Source organism: Anaeromyxobacter diazotrophicus (assembly GCF_013340205.1).
Lineage (GTDB): Bacteria > Myxococcota > Myxococcia > Myxococcales > Anaeromyxobacteraceae > Anaeromyxobacter_A > Anaeromyxobacter_A diazotrophicus.
In genome coordinates, this window is the sequence record NZ_BJTG01000005.1 from 26034 (window position 1) to 48631 (window position 22598).

General features: G+C 72.7%; 26 protein-coding genes and 1 pseudogene. 7 read left to right on the forward strand and 20 right to left on the reverse strand.

Annotated features, from left to right (window positions below):
- Positions 1-67 precede the first annotated feature (67 nt).
- The 14 genes from HWY08_RS11310 to HWY08_RS11375 form a co-directional block, all read right to left on the reverse strand.
- The gene (locus HWY08_RS11310; RefSeq protein WP_176065156.1) at positions 68-277 is read right to left on the reverse strand and encodes a hypothetical protein; all 210 of its coding nucleotides are present in this window, start codon (positions 275-277) and stop codon (positions 68-70) included.
- Positions 278-419: 142 nt separating this feature from the next.
- Positions 420-1112, reverse strand: a complete 693-nt coding sequence (locus HWY08_RS11315) for a TrmH family RNA methyltransferase (protein ID WP_235969585.1) — start codon at positions 1110-1112, stop codon at positions 420-422.
- Positions 1109-2179 carry a GTPase ObgE gene (obgE, locus tag HWY08_RS11320; RefSeq protein WP_176065158.1) on the reverse strand — a complete coding sequence of 357 codons (1071 nt, stop codon included), beginning with the start codon at positions 2177-2179 and terminating at the stop codon, positions 1109-1111. The genes HWY08_RS11315 and obgE overlap by 4 nt, the downstream gene beginning before the upstream one ends.
- A gap of 88 nt (positions 2180-2267) precedes the next feature.
- On the reverse strand, positions 2268-2531 hold the full coding sequence (gene rpmA, locus HWY08_RS11325; protein ID WP_176065160.1) for a 50S ribosomal protein L27: 264 nt from the start codon (positions 2529-2531) through the stop codon (positions 2268-2270).
- Between the two features lie 27 nt (positions 2532-2558).
- A complete protein-coding gene (gene rplU / locus HWY08_RS11330; RefSeq protein WP_176065162.1) occupies positions 2559-2864 on the reverse strand; it encodes a 50S ribosomal protein L21 in 306 nt (101 codons plus the stop codon).
- Between the two features lie 119 nt (positions 2865-2983).
- Entirely contained in the window at positions 2984-3919 is a 936-nt protein-coding gene (locus tag HWY08_RS11335) for an ion channel (protein WP_176065164.1), read from the reverse strand.
- A gap of 16 nt (positions 3920-3935) precedes the next feature.
- Positions 3936-4403: a YkvA family protein gene (locus HWY08_RS11340; protein ID WP_235969586.1), complete on the reverse strand. Its 468-nt coding sequence runs from the start codon at positions 4401-4403 to the stop codon at positions 3936-3938.
- A gap of 13 nt (positions 4404-4416) precedes the next feature.
- Positions 4417-5436, reverse strand: coding sequence for an S-methyl-5-thioribose-1-phosphate isomerase (gene mtnA, locus HWY08_RS11345; protein ID WP_176065166.1), 1020 nt, complete (start codon positions 5434-5436; stop codon positions 4417-4419).
- Complete coding sequence (locus HWY08_RS21870; RefSeq protein ID WP_235969587.1) at positions 5420-5572, reverse strand: hypothetical protein; 153 nt, start codon at positions 5570-5572, stop codon at positions 5420-5422. Before HWY08_RS21870 ends, mtnA begins: the two co-directional genes overlap by 17 nt.
- 85 nt (positions 5573-5657) lie before the next feature.
- Positions 5658-7112 carry an Asp-tRNA(Asn)/Glu-tRNA(Gln) amidotransferase subunit GatB gene (gatB, locus tag HWY08_RS11355; RefSeq protein ID WP_176065170.1) on the reverse strand — a complete coding sequence of 485 codons (1455 nt, stop codon included), beginning with the start codon at positions 7110-7112 and terminating at the stop codon, positions 5658-5660.
- Positions 7113-7116: 4 nt separating this feature from the next.
- Positions 7117-8598: an Asp-tRNA(Asn)/Glu-tRNA(Gln) amidotransferase subunit GatA gene (gatA, locus tag HWY08_RS11360; protein WP_176065172.1), complete on the reverse strand. Its 1482-nt coding sequence runs from the start codon at positions 8596-8598 to the stop codon at positions 7117-7119.
- Positions 8595-8888: an Asp-tRNA(Asn)/Glu-tRNA(Gln) amidotransferase subunit GatC gene (gatC, locus tag HWY08_RS11365; protein WP_176065174.1), complete on the reverse strand. Its 294-nt coding sequence runs from the start codon at positions 8886-8888 to the stop codon at positions 8595-8597. Before gatC ends, gatA begins: the two co-directional genes overlap by 4 nt.
- Before the next feature lie 10 nt (positions 8889-8898).
- Positions 8899-9240, reverse strand: coding sequence for a TFIIB-type zinc ribbon-containing protein (locus tag HWY08_RS11370; RefSeq protein ID WP_176065176.1), 342 nt, complete (start codon positions 9238-9240; stop codon positions 8899-8901).
- A gap of 2 nt (positions 9241-9242) precedes the next feature.
- Positions 9243-10547 carry a zinc-ribbon domain-containing protein gene (locus tag HWY08_RS11375; protein ID WP_176065178.1) on the reverse strand — a complete coding sequence of 435 codons (1305 nt, stop codon included), beginning with the start codon at positions 10545-10547 and terminating at the stop codon, positions 9243-9245.
- A 136-nt stretch (positions 10548-10683) separates the two neighbouring features.
- On the opposite strand from HWY08_RS11375, the gene HWY08_RS11385 reads away from it, so the two are divergent.
- From HWY08_RS11385 to HWY08_RS22190, 5 genes and pseudogenes are all read left to right on the forward strand, one after another.
- Positions 10684-13455, forward strand: a complete 2772-nt coding sequence (locus HWY08_RS11385) for an FtsK/SpoIIIE family DNA translocase (protein WP_176065180.1) — start codon at positions 10684-10686, stop codon at positions 13453-13455.
- Between the two features lie 458 nt (positions 13456-13913).
- Complete coding sequence (locus tag HWY08_RS22185; RefSeq protein ID WP_371869331.1) at positions 13914-14438, forward strand: HEPN domain-containing protein; 525 nt, start codon at positions 13914-13916, stop codon at positions 14436-14438.
- Positions 14438-15727: a KGGVGR-motif variant AAA ATPase gene (locus tag HWY08_RS11395; RefSeq protein WP_176065184.1), complete on the forward strand. Its 1290-nt coding sequence runs from the start codon at positions 14438-14440 to the stop codon at positions 15725-15727. The genes HWY08_RS22185 and HWY08_RS11395 overlap by 1 nt, the downstream gene beginning before the upstream one ends.
- Positions 15711-17216: a P-loop ATPase, Sll1717 family gene (locus HWY08_RS11400; protein WP_176065186.1), complete on the forward strand. Its 1506-nt coding sequence runs from the start codon at positions 15711-15713 to the stop codon at positions 17214-17216. The genes HWY08_RS11395 and HWY08_RS11400 overlap by 17 nt, the downstream gene beginning before the upstream one ends.
- An 87-nt stretch (positions 17217-17303) precedes the next feature.
- Positions 17304-17477 (forward strand): annotated as a pseudogene (locus HWY08_RS22190) (DNA translocase FtsK); the annotation flags it as partial.
- A 56-nt stretch (positions 17478-17533) separates the two neighbouring features.
- On the opposite strand, the gene HWY08_RS11410 reads toward HWY08_RS22190, so the two are convergent.
- The 5 genes from HWY08_RS11410 to HWY08_RS11430 all read right to left on the reverse strand — a co-directional run bounded on the left by HWY08_RS11410 (position 17534) and on the right by HWY08_RS11430 (position 20628).
- Positions 17534-17866, reverse strand: a complete 333-nt coding sequence (locus HWY08_RS11410; RefSeq protein WP_176065190.1) for a DUF2185 domain-containing protein — start codon at positions 17864-17866, stop codon at positions 17534-17536.
- A 50-nt stretch (positions 17867-17916) separates the two neighbouring features.
- Positions 17917-19140, reverse strand: a complete 1224-nt coding sequence (locus HWY08_RS11415) for a hypothetical protein (RefSeq protein WP_176065192.1) — start codon at positions 19138-19140, stop codon at positions 17917-17919.
- 120 nt (positions 19141-19260) lie between these two features.
- On the reverse strand, positions 19261-19587 hold the full coding sequence (locus tag HWY08_RS11420) for a hypothetical protein (protein ID WP_176065194.1): 327 nt from the start codon (positions 19585-19587) through the stop codon (positions 19261-19263).
- Between the two features lie 211 nt (positions 19588-19798).
- A complete protein-coding gene (locus HWY08_RS11425) occupies positions 19799-20209 on the reverse strand; it encodes an NUDIX domain-containing protein (RefSeq protein WP_176065196.1) in 411 nt (136 codons plus the stop codon).
- Positions 20210-20268: 59 nt separating this feature from the next.
- Positions 20269-20628 (reverse strand): pyridoxamine 5'-phosphate oxidase family protein, encoded by a 360-nt coding sequence (locus HWY08_RS11430; protein WP_176065198.1) that lies wholly within the window; start codon positions 20626-20628, stop codon positions 20269-20271.
- Positions 20629-20807: 179 nt separating this feature from the next.
- Here HWY08_RS11430 and HWY08_RS11435 point away from each other — a divergent pair, with 179 nt between their 5' ends.
- Complete coding sequence (locus HWY08_RS11435; RefSeq protein WP_176065200.1) at positions 20808-21095, forward strand: DUF2277 domain-containing protein; 288 nt, start codon at positions 20808-20810, stop codon at positions 21093-21095.
- Between the two features lie 33 nt (positions 21096-21128).
- On the opposite strand, the gene HWY08_RS11440 is transcribed toward HWY08_RS11435, so the two are convergent.
- A complete protein-coding gene (locus HWY08_RS11440) occupies positions 21129-21431 on the reverse strand; it encodes a hypothetical protein (protein WP_176065202.1) in 303 nt (100 codons plus the stop codon).
- Positions 21432-21725: 294 nt separating this feature from the next.
- On the opposite strand from HWY08_RS11440, the gene HWY08_RS11445 reads away from it, so the two are divergent.
- Positions 21726-22589, forward strand: coding sequence for an ankyrin repeat domain-containing protein (locus tag HWY08_RS11445; protein WP_176065204.1), 864 nt, complete (start codon positions 21726-21728; stop codon positions 22587-22589).
- Positions 22590-22598 lie beyond the last annotated feature (9 nt).

The following is a 22598-nucleotide window of genomic DNA, read 5'->3' on the forward strand; positions in this document are numbered from 1 at the left end:
ATACGTGCTTTTGGCAACTAGATGGTTGCCTGCCGTCTGTTCGCCGGGCGATTCGGCGTGGCCCCCGTCACGCCTGGAGGGGCGCGGTCGACGCGCGGACCTTCAGCGCCAGCGGGATCGTGCTCAGGGCTCCGAGCGCGAAGAGCGCCCAGCCGACGCCCCGGCGCCGGCGCTCGGCGAGCCTCCTCGACAGGAGCAGCCCGAGGCCTGCGCCGAGCGCGACCCGCGTCCCGGCGATGAGCCCGACGTACGGCAAGGGCAGGTGCGTCTCTCGCATGGCGTCCTCCCGCGGAGGACCTCCGGGCCTGCCCCTCGCAGGTCTTCCGCGGAGGTCCGAGCGGACCTGCTCGCGTGTAGCCGCGCTTCGACCGGTGCGCCGCGCCGAGGTCGCGTACCGCGGGCGAGGGAGCCCGCCTCGGCTACCCGTGCCGGATCCGGCGCAGCGCGCGGCCGGAGGCGGGGCGCGTCTCGGCGCGCTCGGCCTTGGCGATGCGGGCGCGCTGGCGGACGGCGAGGCCGTAGAAGCGCTGGCGCAGCTCGTCCGCCTCGGCCTCGGCCAGGTCGCCGTGCCGGCCGCGCTCCGCCTCGCGCCGCTCGACGGCGCGGGCGAGGCTCACCGCGGCCGCCACCGACACGTTGAGCGACTGCACGAAGCCGCGCATGGGGATGACGTAGCGCGCGTCGGCGCGGGCGAGCGCCTCCGCCGACACGCCGCGGCTCTCGTTCCCGAAGACGAGCGCCACCTTCCCCGCGAAGGAGAGCGCCCCGAGCGGCCGCGCGCCGTCGTCGAGGTGGGTGGCGTAGACGGCGAACCCGCGCGCCTTGAGCGCGTCGAGGCACTCGGCGCTGCTCTTCCAGCGCACGACGTCGAGCCACTTGTCGGCGTTCTGGCTGATCTTCCGGTTGCGGTCGTAGGGCTTCATGGGCCCCTCGACCACGTGCACCTCCTGCACGCCGAAGGCGTCGCAGGTGCGGAGCACGGCGTTCACGTTCTGCGGATCGCAGAACGCCTCCATCACCACCGTCAGCGTGCGCGTGCGCTCCGCCACCGCGCGGTCGATCCGGTCCCGCCGCTCGGGCAGCAGGAACCCCGGGTCGCCGAGCAGGCTCACTTCGCCTGCCTCCGCTTGCCGAGCTTGCGCCCGGCGCCGCCGCGGTCCTTCGCCTGCGTCTGGAACAGCACCGCCGCCACCGCGTCGAGCAGGGCGTCGAGGCCCTCCCCGGTCACCGCCGAGAGGGCCAGCACCTCCTTCGGCCCCTTCTTGCGGCGCGCCAGCGCGCGCTTCAGCTTGGCGGCGTTCGCGCGCGCCTCCGGCACGTCGAGCTTGTTCACCGCCACGATCTGCGGCTTCTCGGCCAGCACCGGCGAGTAGAGCGCCAGCTCGCGGTCGATGGCGTCGAGGTCGGCCTTGGGCGAGCGCCCCTCGCCCTGCGGCGCGCCGTCGACCAGGTGGACGAGCACGCGGCAGCGCTCGACGTGGCGCAGGAACTGGTGCCCGAGCCCGGCGCCCTCGTGGGCGCCCTCGATGAGGCCCGGGATGTCGGCCACCACGAAGCTCTTCTCGCCGCGCCAGCCCACCACGCCCAGGTTCGGCGTGAGCGTCGTGAACGGGTAGTCGGCGATCTTGGGCCGCGCCCGCGAGATGCGGCTGATGAGGGTGGACTTGCCGGCGTTGGGGAAGCCGACGATGCCGACGTCGGCGAGCAGCTTCAGCTCGAGGACGAGGTCCTTCTCCTCCCCCTCGGTGCCCGGCTCGGAGAAGCGCGGGGCCTGGCGGGTGGAGGTGGCGAAGTTCATGTTGCCGAGGCCGCCCTTGCCGCCCTTGGCCACCACGGCGCGCTGCCCCGGCTCGGCCAGGTCGAACAGCACCTCGCCCGTGGCGGCGTCGCGCACCAGCGTGCCGGGGGGGACGCGCAGCTCGAGGTGGGGGCCGTTCCGCCCGTTCATGTCGGACCCGAGCCCCTGCCCGCCGCTCTTGGCGGTGTGCTCGCGCACGTACCGGTAGTCGAGCAGGGTCATGAGCTGGGGATCGACCACCAGCACCACGTCGCCGCCGTCGCCGCCGTCGCCGCCGGCCGGCCCGCCCTTCGGGATGAACTTCTCCCGCCGCCAGGCGACCGCGCCGTCGCCGCCGTCGCCGGCCTTCACGTGGATGCGGACCTCGTCGACGAACTTCATGGACACTCTCTCGGCGGGCTCCAGAAACACCAAGCGCCGCGAGGCCGGGAGGCCTGCGGCGCCGCGGTGGATCGACCGCTCTCGGGGCCTAGCTCTCGGCCTTGGGGACGATCGACACGATGCGGCGGTCGCCGCGCTTGCGGGTGTACTTCACGGTGCCGTCGGTCTTGGCGTAGAGCGTGTAGTCGCGGCCCATCCCGACGTTCTCGCCGGGGTGGAAGAGCGTCCCGACCTGGCGGACGATGATGTTGCCCGCCACGATCTGCTCGGAGCCGTACATCTTCACGCCGCGGTGCTGCCCCGGGGAGTCGCGGCCGTTCCGCGAAGAGCCCTGTCCTTTTTTGTGAGCCATGGTGCTTTCCTTGCTGTCGCCGGGCGATCAGGCGCGGACGGCGGTGATGAGGACCTCGGTGAAGGGCTGGCGGTGACCGCGCTTCTTGGTCCAGCCCTCCTTCTTCTTGCGGAAGTTGATGACCTTCTTGTGCTTGTCCTGGGCGAGGATCTCGCCCTCGACCGCGGCGCCCGCGACGATCGGGCTGCCCACCTTGGCCTCGCCCTCGCCGCCGACGAGCAGCACGTCGAACGTCAGCTTCCCGCCGACGTCGCCCTCGAGCTTCTCGATCTTGACGCGATCGCCCTGCGCGACGCGATACTGCTTTCCGCCGGTCCGAATCACCGCGTACATCGGCTGCTCCTTCTGTCGAATTCTTCAGGAGTTTCCAGGGGGAGGCGCTGCGCTGCCCAACGCGCGGCCAGCCCGGACCTCCGGGGAGGCGGTTCTATACGATCGCGCGTCGGCGCCTGTCAAGGATTCCGGACACTTCGCGGCTCGGGCGGGGCGAGCGGCGCCGCGTCGAGCGGCTCCACGTCGTGGAAGCGGTCGTAGTCGACGAACGAGCGCTCCGCGCCGGGGGTGAGGATGTCCGCGAAGCGCGAGCCCCAGCGGATGTCGTCCGATCGGTAGCCGTGCCGGGCGTGGACGCTCTGCGACAGGCCCTCGTCGATCCCGGTCAGCGAGACGACCAGATCGGCCATCGCCTCGCGCAGCGCCTCCGGCTCGGCCCCGGCGAGCGGGCTGCCGGGGGTGATGGGGTGGACCGCGGTCCAGGTGAGGGCGAAGGCGGCGTGCTCGCTGCGGACGAGCGCCAGGTCGTGCAGGCGCCGCACCGGGCGCCCCTCGCGCGTGATCTCGTTGCGGATGAGCGTCAGCTTGAGCCGCGCCTCCACGATCTGGCTGGAGCGCGCGTTCGCCATGCGGAACATGAGCGAGGGGACGCCCTCGTACGGCCCCACCACCGCCACCTTGCTGAAGAGGACGCGCGCCGTCGGCCGCGAGAAGCGTGCGAAGACGAGCCCGGTCGTGACGGCGAGCCCGACCATCCCGAGCAGCGCCTCGAGCGCCACCAGCAGGTTCGCGCCCAGGGTGCGGGGCGCCATCTTCCCGTAGCCGATGGTGGCGAGCGTCTGGACGCTGAAGAAGAAGGCGTCGCGGAACGAGCCGGGCTCGGCGTTCTCGATGCCGTCGCCGAGCGCCCAGTAGCCGAGCGCGAAGAGGCCGTTCGCCGCCACGTAGCCGAGGAAGACGAGCAGGAAGAACGCCCGCCAGCGCATGGTGAGCAGCGTGTGGTACGCGTCGTGGAGGGCGCTCGACTCGAGCCCCACCGAGACGACGTCGCGGCCGGTGCCGAAGGGCGCCAGGTGGCGGCGCTGGCGGCCGCGGCGAGGCGAGGAGCCCGTCACGACGCGCGCCCGCCGCTCACAGCCCGAAGTGCGCCGGGGAGACGCCCTTCCACGCGCAGTACTCGCGCAGCTCGCGCTTCACCATCCCCCAGGCGAGGCTCAGGACGAGGAGGTCGTCGGTCCAGCCGATGGGCACGATCCAGTCCGGGATGAGGTCGAAGGGCAGGATCACGTACGCCATCGCCGCCGCGCAGACGGCGATCGAGCGCCACGGGACGAGCCGGTAGGCGCCGCTCGCGTAGTCGCCCAGGATCATGCGCAGCAGGCGCAGCCGGGTGAGGACCTTCCCCGCCGCGAAGCGCGCGTACCAGGGCGGGCGGTCGAGGAAGCGGCCGGCGGCGTCGGCGCGCGCCGCCAGCCCGCCGTCGGTGACGTCGCGCGCCTCCCGGGCCAGCTCCTTCGCGGCCGCGTCGCGGCAGGAGAGGCAGACGGCGTTCGAGCCCTGCGGCTTCCCGCAGGCGGGGCAGGGGCGGATCTTCTTCAAGGGCACCCTGGAGTCATAACCGCGCCAGCGCCCGCAGCCCCTCCGCGTGCGGGGCGCGCACCACGCCGCGCTCGGTCACGATCGCGGTGACGAGCGCCGCGGGGGTCACGTCGAAGGCGGGGTAGCGCGCCTTCACGCCCGCCGGGGCGATGCGCTGGCCGGCCAGCATCACCACCTCGTCGCTCGCGCGCTCCTCGATGGGGATGTCCCCGCCGGTGGCCGTGGCGAGGTCCACCGTGCTCCACGGGGCCGCCACGTAGAACGGGATCCGGTGGTGGGCGGCCAGCACGGCCAGGGCGTAGGTGCCGATCTTGTTCGCGACGTCGCCCGTGGCGGCGATGCGGTCGGCGCCCACCACGACGCAGCCGATCTCGCCGCGCTGCATGAGCCAGCCCGCCATCCCGTCGGTGAGCACGGTGACCGGGATGCCGTCCCGGTGCAGCTCCCAGGCGGTGAGCCGCGCGCCCTGCAGGAACGGCCGCGTCTCGTCGGCGAAGACCATCCGCCCCTTCCCCTGCTCGAAGGCGGAGCGCACGACGCCGAGCGCGGTGCCGTAGCCGGCGGTGGCGAGCGCGCCGGCGTTGCAGTGGGTGAGGATCTGCGCCTCGCGCGGCAGCAGCTCCGCGCCGAGCGCCCCGATGCGCCGGCAGGCCGCCTCGTCCTCGTCGCGGATGGCGTGCGCCTCGCGGAGGAGGGCCGCCGGCTCGTCCGCGAACCGCGCCGACATGCGCCGCACCGCCCAGGCGAGGTTCACCGCCGTGGGGCGCGCGCCGGTGAGCCGCTCGGCCGCCGCCGCGAGCTCCCGCGGCCCGGCGCCGCGACGCGCCGCGCAGGCGAGCGCGTAGCCGGCGGCGACGCCGATGGCGGGCGCGCCGCGCACCGCCAGCGTCTTGATGGCGTCCACCACCTCGTCCACGGTCTCGAGCGCGAGCCAGCGCTCCTCGTCCGGCAGCCGGCGCTGGTCGAGCAGGCGGACCCGGTCGGCGGCGTCGTCGTAGAGCACCGGCCGCAGCGGCTCACGTCCCGTCGTCATCGCCACCCCTCCTCCGCCCGATCACGCCGGCCACCCGCAGCCCGAAGTAGGCGGCGGCGAGCAGCGCCACCCCGGCCGCCGCCCCGCGCCCCTCGCGCCAGAGCGCGGCCGCCACGGCGGCGCTGAAGACCGCCATGAGCCCGAGGAAGATCCGGCCGGGGCCGCCGGCCGCCCCCGCCCCGGACGGCCCTGCCCCCCACCCTGCCCAGCGCCGCGCCACGCTAAGGCCCCAGCTTCCGCTTGAGGACCGCGTTCACGACGGCCGGGTTGCCCTTCCCCTTCATCTCCTTCATGACCTGCCCGACGAAGAAGCCCATGAGCTTGGTGTTGCCGCCGCGGTAGCGCTCCACCTCGGCGGCGCTGCGGGCGAGGACGGCGTCGGCCGCCGCCTCCACCGCGCCCTCGTCGGACACCTGCGCCAGCCCGCGCGCCTTCACCACCTCGGCCGGGTCGCCGCCCTCGCGGAAGACGGCCTCCAGCGCCTGCTTCGCGCCGGGGCCGCCGACGGTGCCAGCGTCGACGAGCTTCACGAGCGCTGCCAGCTTCTCCGGGGTGAGCTTCCAGGCCGCCGGCGCGAGGCCGCTCTCGTTCGCGAGCCGCGCCACGTCGCCGTTCACCCAGTTGGCGAGCTTCTTCGCGCCCTCCGCGCCCGCGCCGTAGGCCGCCAGCGCCGCGTCGAAGAACTCCGCCACCGCGCGCTCGGCGGTGAGGAGCTGCGCGTCGTAGGCGGAGAGGCCGAGGTCCCGCTGGTAGCGCGCGGCGCGGGCGCGCGGCAGCTCGGGCAGCGTGCGCCGCACCTCCTCCACGAACGCGTCGTCGAGGACGAGCGGCGGGAGGTCCGGCTCCGGGAAGTAGCGGTAGTCGTGCGCGTCCTCCTTGGAGCGCATGGCGCGCGTCTCGCCGCGGGCGGGGTCGAAGAGGCGCGTCTCCTGCACCACCCGGCCGCCGCCCTCGAGCACCTCCACCTGGCGCCGCACCTCGTACTCGACCGCCTGCCGGAGGAAGCGGAAGGAGTTCAGGTTCTTGATCTCGCAGCGCTGGCCCAGCGCGGCGGCGCCGCGGCGCCGCACGCTCACGTTGGCGTCGCAGCGGAACGAGCCCTCCTCCAGGTTGCCGTCGTTCACCCCCAGGTACATGAGGATGGCGCGCAGCGACTTGAGGTACTCGGTGGCCTCGTCGATGGAGAAGAGGTCGGGGGCGGAGACGATCTCGCACAGCGGCACGCCGGCGCGGTTGAGGTCCACCCCGGAGCTGCCGTCGGCGGCGACGCCGTGGACGTTCTTCCCGGCGTCCTCCTCCATGTGGATGCGGACGAGCTGGACCACCCGCTCCTTCCCGTCCACCGTGATCGGCACGCCGCCGCCCTCGCAGATGGGCAGCTCGTACTGCGAGATCTGGTAGCCCTTCGGCAGGTCCGGGTAGAAGTAGTTCTTCCGCGCCCAGACGCTCTTACGCTTCACCTCGCAGCCGAGCGCGAGCCCGGCGCGGACCGCGAACTCCACCACCCGCTGGTTGAGCGCCGGGAGCACGCCCGGCAGCCCCAGGCAGACCGGGCAGGTGTGGGCGTTCGGCTCGCCGCCGAACGCGGTGGAGCAGCCGCAGAAGATCTTGGTCCGGGTGAGGAGCTGGGCGTGCACCTCCAGCCCCATCACCACCTCGAAGTCGGCGACCGGCATCGCGCTACGCCTCCAGCCCCGCGGGGCGCGGCAGCGGCCCCTGCTCGCGCTCCAGCGCGCGCGCGGCGCGGAGCAGCGTCGCCTCATCGAACGGGCGGCCGATGAGCTGCAGGCCGACCGGCAGCTGCTGCTCCGGGTGGAGCCCGCACGGCACCGAGAGCCCCGGGAGCGCGGCCAGGTTGCAGGTCACCGTGAAGACGTCCTCCAGGTACATGGCGAGCGGATCCGCGACCTTCTCGCCCAGCCGGAAGGCCACCGCCGGCGTCACCGGGCCGGCGATGACGTCGCACCGCTCGAAGGCGCGCTCGAAGTCGCGGCGGAGCAGCGTCCGGACCTTCTGCGCCCGCAGGTAGTAGGCGTCGTAGTAGCCGGCGCTGAGCGCGTAGGTGCCGAGCATGATGCGGCGCTTCGGCTCGGCGCCGAAGCCGGCGGCGCGGGTCGCGCCGTACATGCCCTTCAGGCCGCCCGCGCCCCCCTCCCGCAGCCCGAAGCGCACGCCGTCGTAGCGCGCCAGGTTGGACGAGGCCTCGGCCGGCGCGATGAGGTAGTAGGCGGCGATGCCGTACTTCGTGTGCGGCAGCTCCACGTCCACGAGCTTCGCCCCGAGCCGCTCGTAGAGCGCGAGCGCCTCCTTCACCCGCCGCGCCACGCCCGCCTCGACGCCCTCGGCCAGCCAGGCGCGCGGCACGCCGACGGTGAGGCCGCGCGCGCCCTCCTCCAGCGCCGCGCCGTAGTCGTCCACCGGGCGGGTGGAGCTCGTCAGGTCGCGCGCGTCGCGGCCGGCGATGACCTGCAGGAGCGCCGCCGCGTCGCCCACCGTCCGGCCGAGCGGCCCGGGCTGGTCGAGCGAGGAGGCGAAGGCGACCACGCCGTATCGCGAGACGCGGCCGTAGGTGGGCTTGAGGCCCACCACCCCGCAGAACGCGGCCGGCTCGCGGATGGAGCCGCCGGTGTCGGTGCCGAGCGTGCCGAACGCCTGCCGCGCCGCCAGGGCGGCCGCGCTCCCGCCGGAGGAGCCGCCCGGCGTGCGGGCGAGGTCCCAGGGGTTGTGGCACGGCTTCACGGCGCTGTTCTCGTTCGACGAGCCCATGGCGAACTCGTCGAGGTTGAGCTTGCCGAGGAGCACCGCGCCGGCCGCCTCGAGCCGCTCCACGACGGCGGCGTCGTAGGGCGGGACGAACCCGGCGAGGATGCGGGAGGCGGCGGTGGTGGCGACGCCGCGGGTGAGGAACAGGTCCTTCACCGCCAGCGGCACGCCGTCGAGCGGGCCCAGGCGGGCGCCGCGGGCGGCGCGCGCGTCGGCCGCGGCGGCGCGCTCGCGCGCCCGCTCGGCGGTGACGGCCAGGAACGCGCCCACCCGGCCGTCGGTGGCCTCGATGCGCGCCAGCGCCGCCTCGGTCGCCTCGCGCGCCGACACCCGCCCGGCGGCGAGCGCGGCGGAGAGCCCGGTCAGGGAGAGGTCGAGCAGCTCGCCCGCGCCGCTCACTCGATGATCCTCGGCACCTTGAAGAAGGTGCCCTCGCGCGCCGGCGCCGCGCGCACCGCCTCCTCGGGCGGGAGGCTCGGCTGGAGCTCGTCCGGGCGCAGCGGCGCCGCGCCGGCCTCCGCCAGCGCGTGCGTCATCGGCTCGACGCCCGAGACGTCGAGCTCCTCGAGCTGCGCCACGTAGTCGAGCACGGCCGAGAGCTGGCCCTGGAAGAGCTGCTCCTCCTCGGGCGACAGCTCCAGGCGTGCGAGGACGGCGATGCGCCGCACCTCGTCGAGCGACAGCGCCACGGGGCTCTCCTCACTTCACGGGGTGCTGGGTCTCGTCCTTGAACCAGTTGAGGATGGCCGCCATGATCCCCTTCTGGCGCGGGTGGGCGATGACGTCCATCTCGCCCTTGTCGAGGAAGACGCCGCCGCAGGCGAAGCAGGTGTCGACGTCGAGGTTCCCGTAGCGGACCTCCTGCATCTTCATGCCGCACTTCGGGCAGTGCATGTAGTGCAGCTCGCGCATGGCCGCGGCCTGCTCGCCGGCGACCTGCTTCTTCATCTCGAGGGCGATGCGCCGCTTCTTCTCGGCGTCCTCGCGGACGAAGTACTCGTCCTCCGTGCTGGAGGGCTTCGGGACTCCCTTGTCGGTCATGGTCACTCCTTCAAAGCGTCGATCGCGCTCCGCGCAGCCGCGGCGTCGCGGCCCTTGGGGTGGGCGGCGAGGTAGCGCTGGTAGTACGTCACCGCGTCCGCCCTGCGGCCTTCATAACGGTACGTCTCGGCGAGGCCCATGAGCGCGTCCGGATGCGTCGGCTCGGCGCGGAGCGCCTCCTCGAAGCTCGACTCGGCGGGCCGGTACTGCGAGAGGTCCAGGTAGCACAGTCCACGCCCCGCCAGGGCCTCGGCGTTGGCGGGCGACGCCGCGAGGACGCGCCCATAGACGTCGAGCGCCTCTTGCGAGCGGCCGCGGTCGCGGAGCCGCCGCCCCTCGGCGACCAGCGCCGCGGGGCCGGAGGGCTTCTCGGAGGCGGCCGCGCGCCGGGGGGGCTTGGCGGGCGTGGGAGGCGTTGGGGAGGCGGCGGGGGCAGCGCTCGCGGGGGAGCTGCTCGTGGGGCTGCTGCCCCCTCGCCCTGCCCTCTCCACCGGGGGGGGAGCGGGTTGATCCTCGCCCGGCGCCTTCGGAGGCGCGGGCGGAGCGGGAGTCGGAGTCGCCGCCGGTGCCGGTGCCGGTGCCGGGGTCGGGGTCGGGGTCGGGGCCGTGGTCGGGCTGGCCGCCGAGCCGGCCCCCGCCCCCTCTCCCTCTACCCGGGGAGCGGGGAGCGGGGTCGGAGTCGTGTTCGTGGTGGGGACCGGGGCCGGGGCCGGGCTGGGCGCCGGAGTCGTAGCCGCGGTGGAGGTCGGGGCCGAGGTCGAGGTCGCCTGCCCCGAAGCCGACGGCGCCCGCTCGCCCGGCGGCACCACCACCGGCGCCAGCCCCACCCACTGGGGCCTCAGCAGCACGACCGCCGCCCCGGCCGCCAGCACCACCGCGAGGAATGCCAGCTTGGGCCAGACCGACGAGCGCTCGCGCTCGCGCGGCCGCTCGGGCCGCTCCGGCGCGCTGGGCAGGCCCCCCGGCGCGGCCCAGGCGGGCTCGTCGCCGGCGGCGCGGCCCTGCCCCGGCGCTTCCCAGCGGTCCTCGGCCACCGGCGCGAGCTCGCCCGCGACCACCGGACCCTCGCCGCTGCCGGCCTGCGCCAGCGCCTCGGCCTCGCGGCGGCGCCGCTCGAGCTCGGCGGTGGAGACCGGCGCGGCCTCGGCCACCTCGCCCGGCTTGAGCGGCACCGTCACCACGAAGGCCTTCCGCTTCACGCGGAAGACGTGGCCGCAGCCGGCGCAGCGCAGGGCGAGGCCGTCGTCGCCGACCTCCTCGTCGGCGATCACGTACTCGGCCCGGCAGCGCTCGCAGCGGACGTCCATCGGAAGGCGGACGAACGTAGCCGGGGCGCGAAGTGGACGCAAGAACTTGGCTTCGCTCGAAAAATTGACCACCCCCTCCCCCCCGATATCCTCGGGTTCCGGGCAGCGCGGTCCGGGCGACGGGAGCGGCACGGGAATGGGCAAGGACAAGGCGAAGGACCGGAAGTCCCCGGCAAACCGCAAGAAGGGCGGCGAGCGGAGCGGCATGGGCCGCGACATCGCGGCGGTGGTGCTGCTGGCGGGGTCGCTGGCGCTGGGCCTCGCTTTGCTCACCTTCTCCGCTTCGGACGCACCCCTGGTGTCCCGCGGGCTCCCGGCCGCCTCGAACCTGGTCGGCCCGGTCGGCCACCGGGTCGCCACCTTCGTGTACCGCGTGCTCGGCTTCTCGGGCCTGGTGGTCCCGGCCGCGCTGGGCGTGTTCGGCTGGCGGCTCCTGCGCGACGCCCCGCGCCGGCTGACGCTGGTCGGCGCCGCCGCGCACCTGGCGCTGACGCTCGCCATCGCCACCCTGGCCCACCTGCTGCTCGCGGCGCAGCACCTCGCGAGCTTCCCGGCGGGCGGCGCGGTCGGGCGCGCGCTCTGCACCCGGGCGGTGGCGCTCTTCTCGCCGGTGGGCACCGGGCTCGTGGTGGGCGCGTGCGCCACGGTCGCGCTCATCGTGGGGGTGGACTTCAAGGTCCGCGACGCGGCGGCGGCGCTCCTCGCGGCCGGGCAGGCCTTCTTCGCCTTCCTCCGCTCGCACCTGGGCGAGGCGGTCGAGCGGCACCGCGAGGCGGTGGCCGAGCTCCGCGCGCAGGAGGCGCTGGCGCGCGCCCAGCGCGAAGAGGCGGCGCTGGCGGTGGTCGAGGCCGAGAGCGGCGAGGCGGAGGCCGAGGGGCGCGCCATGGCGGGCGCGCTGGCGCTGGAGCGGGCGGGGCAGGCCTTCGGCGACGATCCGGCGTGGGTCCACGACCTCGCCGCCGCCGGGGCGGCCGCCGAGCCGGAGGAGAAGCCGCGACGCCGGCGCAAGGCCGCCGCCGAGACGCCGGCGCAGGCGTGCGACGCGACCGACGCCGGCGCGGGGCTGGCGGAGCCCGGCGCGGCCGAGGAGCCGGCGCTCGCGGAGGAGCCGGCCATCCTGCTGGGCGAGCCGCTCCCGCCCGCCGAGAAGCCGGAGATCGTGCTCTCGCAGGCGATGCTCGAGCGCGGCAAGAAGAAGAAGGACAAGAAGGGCGAGCCCGCCTTCGCCTTCACGCAGTCCGGCGACGTCTTCCGGCTCCCCTCGAGCGAGCTGCTCGACCAGCGCGAGGCGGTGAAGCAGGACGTGGACGAGGGGGGGCTGCAGCGCATCGCCGGCATCATCGTCGCCACGCTCCGGCAGCACGGCATCGACGGCGTCATCAAGCACATCCGGCCCGGGCCGGTGGTGACGCTCTACGAGTTCGTGCCGGTGGCGGGGGTGAAGCTCGCCCGGATCGAGAACCTCGACAAGGAGCTGACCATGGCCTTGTCGGCGACCCGCATCCGCATCATCGCGCCCATCCCGGGCAAGGGCGTGGTGGGCATCGAGGTGCCGAACCACGACCGCGCCACCGTCTACCTGCGCGAGGTGCTGGAGTCGGAGAGCTTCGCCCAGGCTGGCGGGCTCCTCCCGCTCGCGCTCGGCAAGGACATCGAGGGCATCCCGTACTGCGTGGATCTCCAGAAGATGCCCCACCTGCTCATCGCCGGCACCACCGGCTCGGGCAAGTCGGTCGGCCTCAACACGATGATCCTGTCGATGCTCTACCGGCAGACGCCGGATCAGGTCCGCTTCATCATGGTGGACCCGAAGATGACGGAGCTCTCGATCTACGAGGACGTCCCGCACCTGCTCCTGCCGGTGGTGACCGACCCGGCCAAGGCCGCCCGCGCGCTGCAGTGGGCGGTGGACGAGATGGAGCGGCGCACGCAGATCCTGGCCGACACCGGCTCGAAGGACCTGAAGTCGTACAACGGCAAGGCGGAGAAGCTGCGGGCCGAGGGGCGCACCTTCGGCGAGACGGACGAGGCCGCCGCGCCGCCGAAGAAGCTGGTGGTGGTGGACGTCACCGCCGGCGAGACCGAGGAGGAGGCCGCCGCCCGCGCCGCCTCCGAGGAGGCCGGCGGACCGACGCTGCCGCCCGGCTTCACCCCCGAGTACGAGGATCCGAGCGCGCCGCCGCCCCAGGACGCCGTCGCCGCGCGCGAGGCGGAGCAGGAGGGGAAGAAGCTCCCGCAGAAGCTCCCCTACATCGTGGTCATCATCGACGAGCTGGCCGACCTCATGATGACCGCGCCGCGCGAGGTGGAGATCTCGCTGGCGCGCCTGGCGCAGAAGGCGCGCGCCACCGGCATCCACCTCATGGTGGCGACGCAGCGCCCGTCCACCGACGTGGTCACGGGCATGATCAAGAACAACTTCCCCGCGCGCATCAGCTTCCGGCTCGCCTCGCGGCACGACTCCGCCACCATCATCAACGGCACCGGCGCCGAGTCGCTGCTCGGCGACGGCGACATGCTGGTGCTCACCGCCACCCAGCCGCTCACCCGCGTCCAGGGCGCGTTCGTCTCCGAGGGCGAGATCGAGCGGGTGGTGAAGTTCCTGAAGGAGCAGGGCAAGCCGGTCTACGACGACTCGATCCTCAAGGCGCGCGACCAGGGCGGCCCCGGCGGCGGCGACGCGGACGAGGACGACCCGATCTACGACCAGGCGCTCGACCTCGTCTCCCGCATGGAGGAGGTCTCGGTCTCGAAGCTGCAGCGCGAGATGCGCCTCGGCTACAACAAGGCGGCCAAGATCGTCGAGCGGATGGAGCGCGAGGGCGTGGTCGGCCCGCCCAACGGCGTGAAGCCGCGGCAGGTGCTCATCCGCCCGGTGGGCGAGGCGCACCCGATGCCGAACGTGTGAGGGGGAGGCGCCCCGAGGCGCCTTCGTCCCGGGCACGCTGCTTCCCCGTCGATCGGCCTCGCGAGGACGTGAGGGCCATCCTCGACTGATGTGCTTGCCAAGTGGCCATGGTCATCAACCGTAGCCGCGGAACCCTATCGGACCTGACGGAGTTCTGACCGTGCGGCTAGGTCGTCCTGCGCCGCGGTGTCGACTACTCCCCACGCCATCCCCGCCTCTCGGATCGCGCGTCTGCAGGATCGAATCGCGTCGCGACTGTTGTCAGCCGGGTGGACCTCACTTATGCCTCCTCGCAGGACACCCCAGACGAAACCCTCGCACTCGCGCGAGGATGCAACCGCTACATCCGGACCGGCCGAAACCTGTCGAGGGTTTCGGAGTGTTCGGTCCCGCGAACAAGGAAAGCACTTTCCTGCGAGCACTCCTGGTCCACGTCGACTTGGAGCCCCCCGATTCTGGTGGATTGGCCTGCACCGACCAAGAGGCCCCTTCGCCGAATCCTTCTCAGCACTTGGCTGCATCGGGTAGGGTATGAACCGCCCTCCATCCTTTGGTGGTCCTCCTTGCCGAACCCGGACTTCGTCTCAGCGTCCACGCGCCACCTGAGAGACGCTCGATACCTTCATGAAGGTTCGCGGCACGACAACAGCGCGTATCACTCGGGCTACGTCGTTGAGTGCGCTCTCAAGGCAGTGGTTCAAAGAACTGGCATCAACGCGAAGTCCTATGGACACCGCCTCCAGAGGCTGCAGCGCGATGGACTCGCATTCGCAGCACTCGCGGTACCTGGGTGTACTCGGTACGGGCCGGCTGAGGCCGACGTGAACACGATGAACCACAAGTGGAGCGAGGCCTCGCGGTACGACCGAACCGGTGACCGAGCCCCGCAGGAGTCCGCACTCTTACTGCAAGTGGCGGACCGCGTTTGGACGCGATGCGTTGGTCAGATGTTCTTGGACGGACTCATCGAGGAGCCGGCCTAATGGCAGACGTACTGTTCGACAACGCTCCAGAAGTCGTCGCGGTTGCGCTGGAGTCCTCTGGCGTCGACCTGTCTGGATGTGAAGTCACCCTGGTGCGCGACCTTCTTGGCCGAGTACGTGTCTACGTTGAGTACCCGCCGAACTGGCCCACCGACGAGGCACAGAAGCTCTCCGACAGCTTGATCTCGGCCGCGCCCTACACCGTCTCTCCCGTCATCGTGGACGCACTGACCGTCACTGCAGACAAGGCTCGGATGCCGCTGGTCGGTGACTTGAGAGCCCAGCGCCGCCCACTTGCAACAGCGCCAGCCTCGGCGCGGGCAAAGTGGTTTATCTATGAGCGCCGATTCTCGAAGGATTCTTGGCTGACTGAGACGCAGAAGCCTGTCGAACCATGGGCATTCTCGTCTGCTTCACCTAGAGTCATCTCCTTTTATGGGTTCAAGGGTGGCGTTGGTCGCACCACAGCCATGTCGGCTTTCGCCCTCTATCTTTCCTCTAGAGGCAAGAACGTAGTCATCGTCGATCTCGACCTAGAAGCGCCCGGGGCAGCGCCGATGTTGGCTACCGAGGAGATGGACCTCGGCGTGGTCGACTTCCTGTTGGAAGCGCGGGTCACCCGTGCGACGCCCCTCGCGCTGTCGCGGTACTACGTGCCGTCTCCCTTTGCTCCAGGACCCGGATCGATCAGCGTCATTCCGGCCGGTAACTTGGACGACAACTACCTTGAGAAGCTCGGCCGCATCGACGTTCAGGGGTTGACGGACCCGACGCACGCGGTCCGAACGCTTCTCTTCAGTCTGGTCTCTCGAGTTCGCACCGAGATGAACCCCGACGCGATCTTGCTTGATGTCCGCGCCGGGCTGCACGATCTGGGGGGCGCCAGCCTCTCCGGACTGTCCCATCTCGAGCTCGTCTTTGCTGAGAACACCCCTCAAACCTGGGCTGGCCTCCCGGTAGTCCTCCGCCACTTAGGCAGACTCCGCGCCGACTGGGTAAAGCTTGTGCACACGATGGTCCCTCCGCGTCGACGGGCGGACGCGTTCGATATTTCCGCCGACTTCAGAAGGCGCGCCTATGACCTCTGCAGCAACGAGTACTATGTAGAGGGGGACGTGCCTGGCCCGCAGGACACTTCGGCCACACACTATGCTTACGAGTTGCCATTTCGAGAGGCGCTGCTCGGCGTGCTTGACCTAACGGTCGGCACGCAACTGCTGCTTTCCGACGAGCACAAGTCCTTCTGTGTGCAGCTTGCAAAGGATTTGGACCTTGAAGACGCAATTTGACACCTCGGCCTTGCTTGAGGCTGTATCCACTATCGCCCAGGGTGCGGGCTCGGCCGAGAAGCTCTCCGACGCCGAGTTCTTCGGTGGCCTTTACCCGGTCCCGAGCCAGACGAGGTCGTTCGAGCCTGATCGGATCCTCGTCATCGGTGGTCGTGGCACAGGCAAGACTCAGATCTTCCGCGCGCTGCTTGATCCGCCTGGTCGGGCTGCGGTGGTGAAGGCCACTGGAGTCAAACTAGTCCACGATCCTGCCCGCATTCTATTCATCGAGAGCTTCACCAGTGGTCGTTCGTTCGTCAAGAACGCCCCTAGCCATCCTTCGGCTGACGCCATCGAGTCGGCACTGGATGCCGCTACGGCCAAGGACGCCCGCAAACTGTGGATCGGCCTCAGCCTCGCTCGGCTCGCGGTGGACGCGGACGCAGTCAAGACACTTCCTAGTGCCTTGCGGTCCCGAGTTGACGCCCTCAGGAAGAATGCAAGCAGCCCGAGAGATTCTCTTGCCTGGGTAAGCGCCGACGTGGAGCGGGCGTTTGCTCTTATTGATGATGTTGACTCAGCGATGACTGCGAAGGGGCAACTCTGCGTTTTCACTTTTGATGCACTGGACCGGGCCGCAAACGACTGGGCAACACTCGAAATCGCAGTTGGTGGGCTTCTCTCGCTGGCCTTGGACATCTCGCGAAGGTGCCGCTCGGTTCGGCTCAAGGTTTTTCTGCGACCCGATCTCGAGGCCAGCGGCATGCGCAGTTTCCCAGATGCCAGCAAGCTCCGTGGCTATCGCGAGGAACTCGCCTGGTCGACAACCGACCTTTACCGAATGGCTTTCAAGAGGATGGGCGCCGCCCATGAGGGAGGCGCCGAAACCCGCGAGTATCTCGAGTACCTATGTGGCAGATCCTCGTTTATCGACATTGCTCCGCTTGGCTGGACTCCAACTTCCGCCGTGGACGAGGACGCACAGAATAGGGTGATGACTGCACTCATCGGCAAGTACATGGGCCTTAATCCTCGCAAGGGCTTGACGTATACGTGGATCCCAAATCACCTCGCGGATGCCCTTAGCCGAGTGTCACCTCGTTCATTCCTTGTCGCTTTTGCTCGAGCGGCAGGATGGATGCGAGACAAGGGCGGCTCGAAGGGGAGCACCCCTCTGACGCCCACTTCGCTGGCTGAAGGGGTGAAGGAAGCTTCCAAACAGCGCGTCGATGAACTAGCCGAGGACTTTCCGTGGATTGAAGAGGTTGCATCCCAGCTCGAGGCGCTAGAGGTGCCGTGTTCGCAGGCCCGGCTTCTCGAGCGTCTTAAGAAGTGCCGCTTCGTCAAAGGCCACGCCAGCCTGCCTGGCACCGATCCGTATACCGTCTTGGAGAAGCTGAAGGACTTGGGCGTGTTCCTAGAGAGCAAGGACGGCCGTTACAATGTCCCGGACCTTTACCGCGTCGCCATGGGCATGAAGCGCCGCGGTGGAATCAAGCTGGCGGAGTAGACGCGCTCCCCGAGGGTCACAACGTCGAGTGCCTGGGGCCCCTGCTTGAACTGGTCGCGGCCGTGCCGGCCGCCTTCCTTGATTGGAGCGTTCGATTTCGTCTCGCGCATGGAGGAGGTGTCCGTCTCGAAGCTCCAGCGCGAGATGCGCCTCGGCTACAACAAGGCGGCGAAGATCGTGGAGCGCATGGAGCGCGAGGGCGTGGTCGGCCCGCCGAACGGCGTGAAGCCGCGGCAGGTGCTCATCCGCCCGGTGGGCGAGGCGCACCCCGATGCCGAACGTGTGAGGGGAGGCGCCCCCTCGGGCGCGTCGAAGCCTCAGTCCCGCACCGGGACGAAGCGCTCGGAGCCGGGCGGCTTCTCGAACTCCGATCCCGGTGGCGCCTCGAGCTGCGGCGTGATGCTCGGGTCGTAGTTCGCGATCGTGTTCACGTCGTAGATCTCGAAGTTCGCCGCGTCGTTCAGGTAAGCGTCGGTCTCGTCCCCGGACAGGAACCGCCACCCGCTGTCGGCCTCGTTGTCCGGCTCCTCCCGGTACATGAACCCGACCGGCGAGCCCTCGACCGTGATCCGGTCGGAGGCGAGGCACGCGCCGAAGCCGACCGCCACGGGCCGGAGCTCCTCCGGGTTGAGCTTGAACTTCTTCTCCATGGTTCGCTCCCAGACGCCTTCCGCGCGAGGCGGAGCGTTCGGCGATTCCGTCAGCGGCACCGCGCCACGACGAACCACCTCACCCCCAGCGCGCCCGGCTTGAGCGCCACGCAGACCTCATCGCCCACCTCGGTCCCCTCGTAGAGCGCGCGGTCCACCTCGACCGTGTCCTCCTCCCGAACGGGTCCCCACGGCGTGAGCCGCAGGTCGTAGCTGGTGTGCTTGCCCGAGACGACGTGCTTGTCGACCACGGTCGCCTCGAACCGCTGCGCCTCGCCCCCGTCGAGCAGCACGTTCGCCTCCGCCAGCGCACCCCAGGGGTGCGCGCCGACGAGGAGCGCCAGGAGCAGGGCCGCCGGCCAGCGCCGCCGCAGCGAAGGCTCGCCGACGAGGACGAGCGCGGCCATGAGGAGGGTCGCGCACCCGGCCCAGACGAGCAGCGGCCGGTGGTCGAGGACGTGGAAGTCGAGCAGCGCCCGGAGCGCGAGCACGGCGCCCGGCAAGATGAGGGGCAGCGCGAGCCCGGGGCGCACGTCGTTGCGCCGCCCCTCGGCGGAGTACCGCCCCCGCCCGGCGACGAGCAGCGCGACCGCGACCGGGGGGATGGCGGCGAGCACGGCGATGGCCAGCGGGTACGGGCGGGGCCGCAGCCAGCCCCACGCCGCCGCGCCGATCGCGAGGCCGGTCACGGCGCGCGCGATCGTCCTGGCCCTGGCGAGCGACCCGGCGCGCTCCTCCTCGGTGCGCCCGAGCGCGGGCGCGCCGAGCAGCTCGGCCTCGGCCCGCAGGCGGTCCGCGAGGTCGAGGTCGGGGAGTGCCGCCAGCCACGCGTCGAGCACCTCGTCCCGCTCGCAGATGAACCCGACCTTGACGGGCTTCCGCGCGGCGCCGCGCCGCTCGAACACGAGCTGTTGCTGGCCGTATTGCAGCGCGACGGTGCGGAGGCCGGCGATGTCGTCGCGGCGCAGGCGGCGACGCCCGCGCCCGAGCTCCACGAACTCGATCGCGTCCTCGAACAGGACGACCCGCTCGGCCCTGACCGCCGCGACCAGGAAGCCCCCGAGGAGCGCGAACCCGGCGGCGACGGCCGACATCACCACGGCGTCGTCCGCGCCCCGCGCGAGCGCCACGCCCACGCACACCACGCCGGCGCCCAGCATCAGCGCTCCCAGCCCGCCGAGGAGGAGGCGGTGCCCGCGGCTGGGACGGTACACGCGCGGCCAGACGCCGTCGCGGCGCTCCGTGGAGAGCGCGTGGGCGCGGACAGGGAACATGCCGCGCAGTGAAGCACGCGACCGGTGTGGGCCGCTAGGCGCCGCGGGCGGCTCCGCGCCCTCAGCCGTGGCCGCGAGGGCGAGGGCGCGCCCCACGCGCCCTCGCCCTCGCGCCGCCGGTCACTCGCTCAGCAGCCGCTTGAGCTCCGGATCCTGGTCCGGCAGCGGGTAGCTCACGCCCTCGCGCTCCGCGCGCTCCCGGCGCTCCCGGCGATCCCGCTCCTGGACGGCCTCGCCGCCGCCGGAGCCGGTCCCCTGGTCGGCGATCGCGCTCGTGGCCCCCTGGGGAGCGCTCCCTCGCTGCTGCGCGTCGGGCGACTCCGCCGGCTTCGCCTGCTCGACCGGGTCCTCCGGCGAAGCGCCGGGGGGATCGGAGGCGCGCGCCTGGCCGAACGCGAGCGCCGCGAGGGTTGCTGCCGCACCGACGGTGACACGACCGATCTTCATGACGCCCTCTCCTCTTCCTGGACCTCGCTCGCCTGCCGGTCGCCGGGCTCGCCCCGGCCACCTCGACGACGCGCTCGATGGGGGGACTCCGGGCTGCGCCGATCGTGACGATCGGGTGGAGGCCTCTCGCGGACGTAGGACGTCCCGAGGTCGGGAAACGTTCCGTCGACCCCCGCGGGCGGACCGCGGGAGCGCCCTGCCGGGGGACGAGCTAGGAGGCGAGCGCGAGCGAGAGCAGCTGCGCGACGTTGCGGGGGCACGGCAGCTCGCGCCCGTCGGTCACCCACCGCGCCTCGCTCCACTCGTCGCAGGCGGTGAGGTCCCGGCGGGCGACGTCGGCGACGAAGGCGAAGTTCATGTGGAGCCCCTTCGCGCCGGCCAGGTGCTCCTCGTAGCCGATGAGCCCGGGCGGCGTCCCCTCCACCCCGGCGCCGGCGACGAAGGTGCCTTCGAGCCCGGTCTCCTCCCGCAGCTCGCGGCGCGCCGCCTCGAGCGGCGTCTCGCCGGGCTCGATCTCCCCGCCCACCGGCAACCACGCGCCCAGCCGGCGGTGGTGGATGAGCAGGACGGCGCCGCCGTGGCGGCAGAAGACGGAGACGGAGAAGGCGCGGCGTTCGGGCAAGGGCAGCTCCAGGCGAAGCGCTCGTGTGCCACCGCCGCGGCGCGAGCGCAAGCCGCCGCTCAGCCGAGGACCTTCTCGACCTGGGTCACGTGGAGCACGACCGCCGCCCGGCACCAGGGGAACCGCTGCTTCAGCTCCGCGTGGATCGGGGTGTCGGCCTGGAGCTCGGCGCGCCCGCTCAGCCGGTAGCCGCTCGCCCGCGGCTCCTTCGCCCCCAGGATCATCTGCACCGGGCTGCCGGCCCGGAGGTTCTCCTCGGTCTTCCGGTAGCCGCCGGCAGGGAAGGCCAGGGTGGCGTCGTCCAGGACGCGCAGGTAGCTCTGCCAGGTCGCGACCAGGTGCGGGCCGCCCGGCCCCTGCGTCACGAACGCCGCCGAGCCCTCCTGCGCCAGCACCGCACGCACCGCCTCGTCGATCACGGTCGATCCTCTCCCGCCCCGGAGCCCGGCCAGCGCCTGGCCGGCGCGCGCGCCCAGCCCGATGCCGGCGCGCCGCCGAGGTGCGTGACGTCTAACGGCGCGCTCCGGGGCGCGCGACCCCGCGGCCCTCGCTCCCGGTTCGGCGTGGCCGCGCCGGCGCCCGGCGCTATGCACAGGGCATGTGCCGCAACATCCGCGTGCTGTACCACTTCGAGCCGCCCACCTCGCAGGACGAGATCCGCGCCGCGGCGCTGCAGTACGTGCGGAAGGTGAGCGGGCTGCGCGAGCCCTCCGCCGCCGACGTCGAGGCCTTCGGGCGGGCCGTCGACGAGGTCGCCGGGGCGACCGCGCGACTCCTCCGCTCCCTCCGCGCGCGGACGGCCGTGAGGACGCGCGAAGGGGAGCGCGCCAAGGCGCGGGCGCGCGGAGAGCGCCGCGCGGCGCGGGCGCCGCAACCGCCGGGATGAGCGGCGGCCTCGTGGAGGCCGCGGCGCGCGACGTCAGCCGCGCGACAGGGCGCGGTCGTGGCGCCAGCAGCCCCACGCCAGCAGCCCGAGCGCGCCGGGCGCCAGCAGCACGAAGGCGAGGAGGAAGCAGAGCATCGCCACCGAGAGGACCGCGACGACGCCCGGGATCGCCACGGCGAAGGCGAAGAAGGTCGCCGCCTCCAGCGGGCCGGCGCCGAGCCGGCCGTGGACCCGTGCCGCGACCTGCGTGACCAGCGCCTGGGGGGTGGGCCACGCCGGGAAGCAGACCTCGGCGTTTCCGGCTGCCATCGAGAGTGCCGCGGAGTCGTTCGGCATGAGACACCTCGCTGCGACACGGTGTCAGGCCCAGGACGGGAAGTGAATCCTGCCAGGAGGGCGCCCTCGTTCGCGCGGCGCTCGCCAGGTGGGCCCGACCGAGCGACCCCGGATGGGCGGCCCGGCGAACCGGCGCTCGGCCTCCCGCGCGGCGACGCGGGCGGAGCCCACAGGAGAGGGGCGTCCTCGGCGCGCGCGCGGAAGCTCCCGTCCGCCTCGCCTCCCCTACATGTCGGTCTCGAGGCGCCGCGCGCGCGCTCCGCGCCCGCCCCGCGCGAGGCTATCCTGGCGGTCATGCGAGCCGACCCCGCAGGCGGCGTGCCCCCCTCGCCGCTCCGCCTCCTGGCGGGCGCGCTCGTGCTGGTCGCGACGGGCTCCGGCGCGTTCGCGCTCGGCACCGCCTGGATGCGCGAGGCGGCGCTGGCGAACGGGCTCCCGGCCCGGGCGCCGCGCGCGGCGGTCCGGCCGCCGCCGCCTCCGCACAAGGACCTGCTCGGGCCCGCGGCGCCCGCGGCGGGCGGAGCCGCCCCGAGCCCGGACCCGGCGGCCGAGGTGCTCCCGCCGCTCCTCGCCGCTGCGCGCCGCGGGGAGCTGGCCGAGCTGACGCGCCTGCTCGACGCGGGCGCCGAGGTCCGCGCGGCGACCGAGCAGGGCCGGAGCGCGGTGGTGGAGGCGGCGAGCTCCGGCTGCGGCGCCTGCGTGCGGCTGCTGCTCGCCCGCGGCGGCGACCCCGACGCGACCGATCCGCGGGCGGGGAGCGCGCTCACGGTGGCGGCGTCGAAGGGGCACGAGGACGCGGCGGCGGCGCTGCTCGAGCAGGACGCCGACGCGGACCAGCCCGACCTCGGCGGCCGCGCGCCGCTGCACTGGGCGGTCGAGGCGAGCTCCCTGCCGATCGTGAAGCTGCTGGTCGAGGCGGGCGCCGAGCTGGACGCCCGGGATCGGGAGGGCGCGACACCGCTCCACCGCGCCGCCGAGGCCGGCCAGGTCCCGCTGGTGGAGGCGCTCGCCGAGGCCGGCGCGGCGCTCGACGCGCCGGACGGGGCGGGGCGCACCGCCGCCGAGCGCGCGCGGGACCGCGGCCACCCGGAGGTGGTCGAGGCGCTGCGGCGGCGCGGGGCCAGGGCGCCGGGGGAGACCGTCGCGGGCGCGCGGTGAAGGCGGCCG

Excerpts from the sequence above, each read along its gene's own strand:
- HWY08_RS11410 (WP_176065190.1), bottom strand. The coding sequence starts at position 17,866 with ATGGAGAAGAAGTTCAAGCTCAACCCGGAGGAGCTCCGGCCCGTGGCG.
- HWY08_RS11385 (WP_176065180.1), top strand. The coding sequence starts at position 10,684 with ATGGGCAAGGACAAGGCGAAGGACCGGAAGTCCCCGGCAAACCGCAAG.
- HWY08_RS11370 (WP_176065176.1), bottom strand. The coding sequence starts at position 9,240 with ATGACCGACAAGGGAGTCCCGAAGCCCTCCAGCACGGAGGACGAGTAC.
- HWY08_RS11415 (WP_176065192.1), bottom strand. The coding sequence starts at position 19,140 with ATGTTCCCTGTCCGCGCCCACGCGCTCTCCACGGAGCGCCGCGACGGC.
- HWY08_RS11310 (WP_176065156.1), bottom strand. The coding sequence starts at position 277 with ATGCGAGAGACGCACCTGCCCTTGCCGTACGTCGGGCTCATCGCCGGG.
- HWY08_RS11445 (WP_176065204.1), top strand. The coding sequence starts at position 21,726 with ATGCGAGCCGACCCCGCAGGCGGCGTGCCCCCCTCGCCGCTCCGCCTC.
- rplU (WP_176065162.1), bottom strand. The coding sequence starts at position 2,864 with ATGTACGCGGTGATTCGGACCGGCGGAAAGCAGTATCGCGTCGCGCAG.
- gatB (WP_176065170.1), bottom strand. The coding sequence starts at position 7,112 with ATGCCGGTCGCCGACTTCGAGGTGGTGATGGGGCTGGAGGTGCACGCC.
- HWY08_RS11420 (WP_176065194.1), bottom strand. The coding sequence starts at position 19,587 with ATGAAGATCGGTCGTGTCACCGTCGGTGCGGCAGCAACCCTCGCGGCG.
- HWY08_RS21870 (WP_235969587.1), bottom strand. The coding sequence starts at position 5,572 with ATGGCGGTCTTCAGCGCCGCCGTGGCGGCCGCGCTCTGGCGCGAGGGG.
- rpmA (WP_176065160.1), bottom strand. The coding sequence starts at position 2,531 with ATGGCTCACAAAAAAGGACAGGGCTCTTCGCGGAACGGCCGCGACTCC.
- HWY08_RS11375 (WP_176065178.1), bottom strand. The coding sequence starts at position 10,547 with ATGGACGTCCGCTGCGAGCGCTGCCGGGCCGAGTACGTGATCGCCGAC.
- mtnA (WP_176065166.1), bottom strand. The coding sequence starts at position 5,436 with ATGACGACGGGACGTGAGCCGCTGCGGCCGGTGCTCTACGACGACGCC.
- HWY08_RS11440 (WP_176065202.1), bottom strand. The coding sequence starts at position 21,431 with ATGCCGAACGACTCCGCGGCACTCTCGATGGCAGCCGGAAACGCCGAG.
- obgE (WP_176065158.1), bottom strand. The coding sequence starts at position 2,179 with ATGAAGTTCGTCGACGAGGTCCGCATCCACGTGAAGGCCGGCGACGGC.
- HWY08_RS11395 (WP_176065184.1), top strand. The coding sequence starts at position 14,438 with ATGGCAGACGTACTGTTCGACAACGCTCCAGAAGTCGTCGCGGTTGCG.
- HWY08_RS11435 (WP_176065200.1), top strand. The coding sequence starts at position 20,808 with ATGTGCCGCAACATCCGCGTGCTGTACCACTTCGAGCCGCCCACCTCG.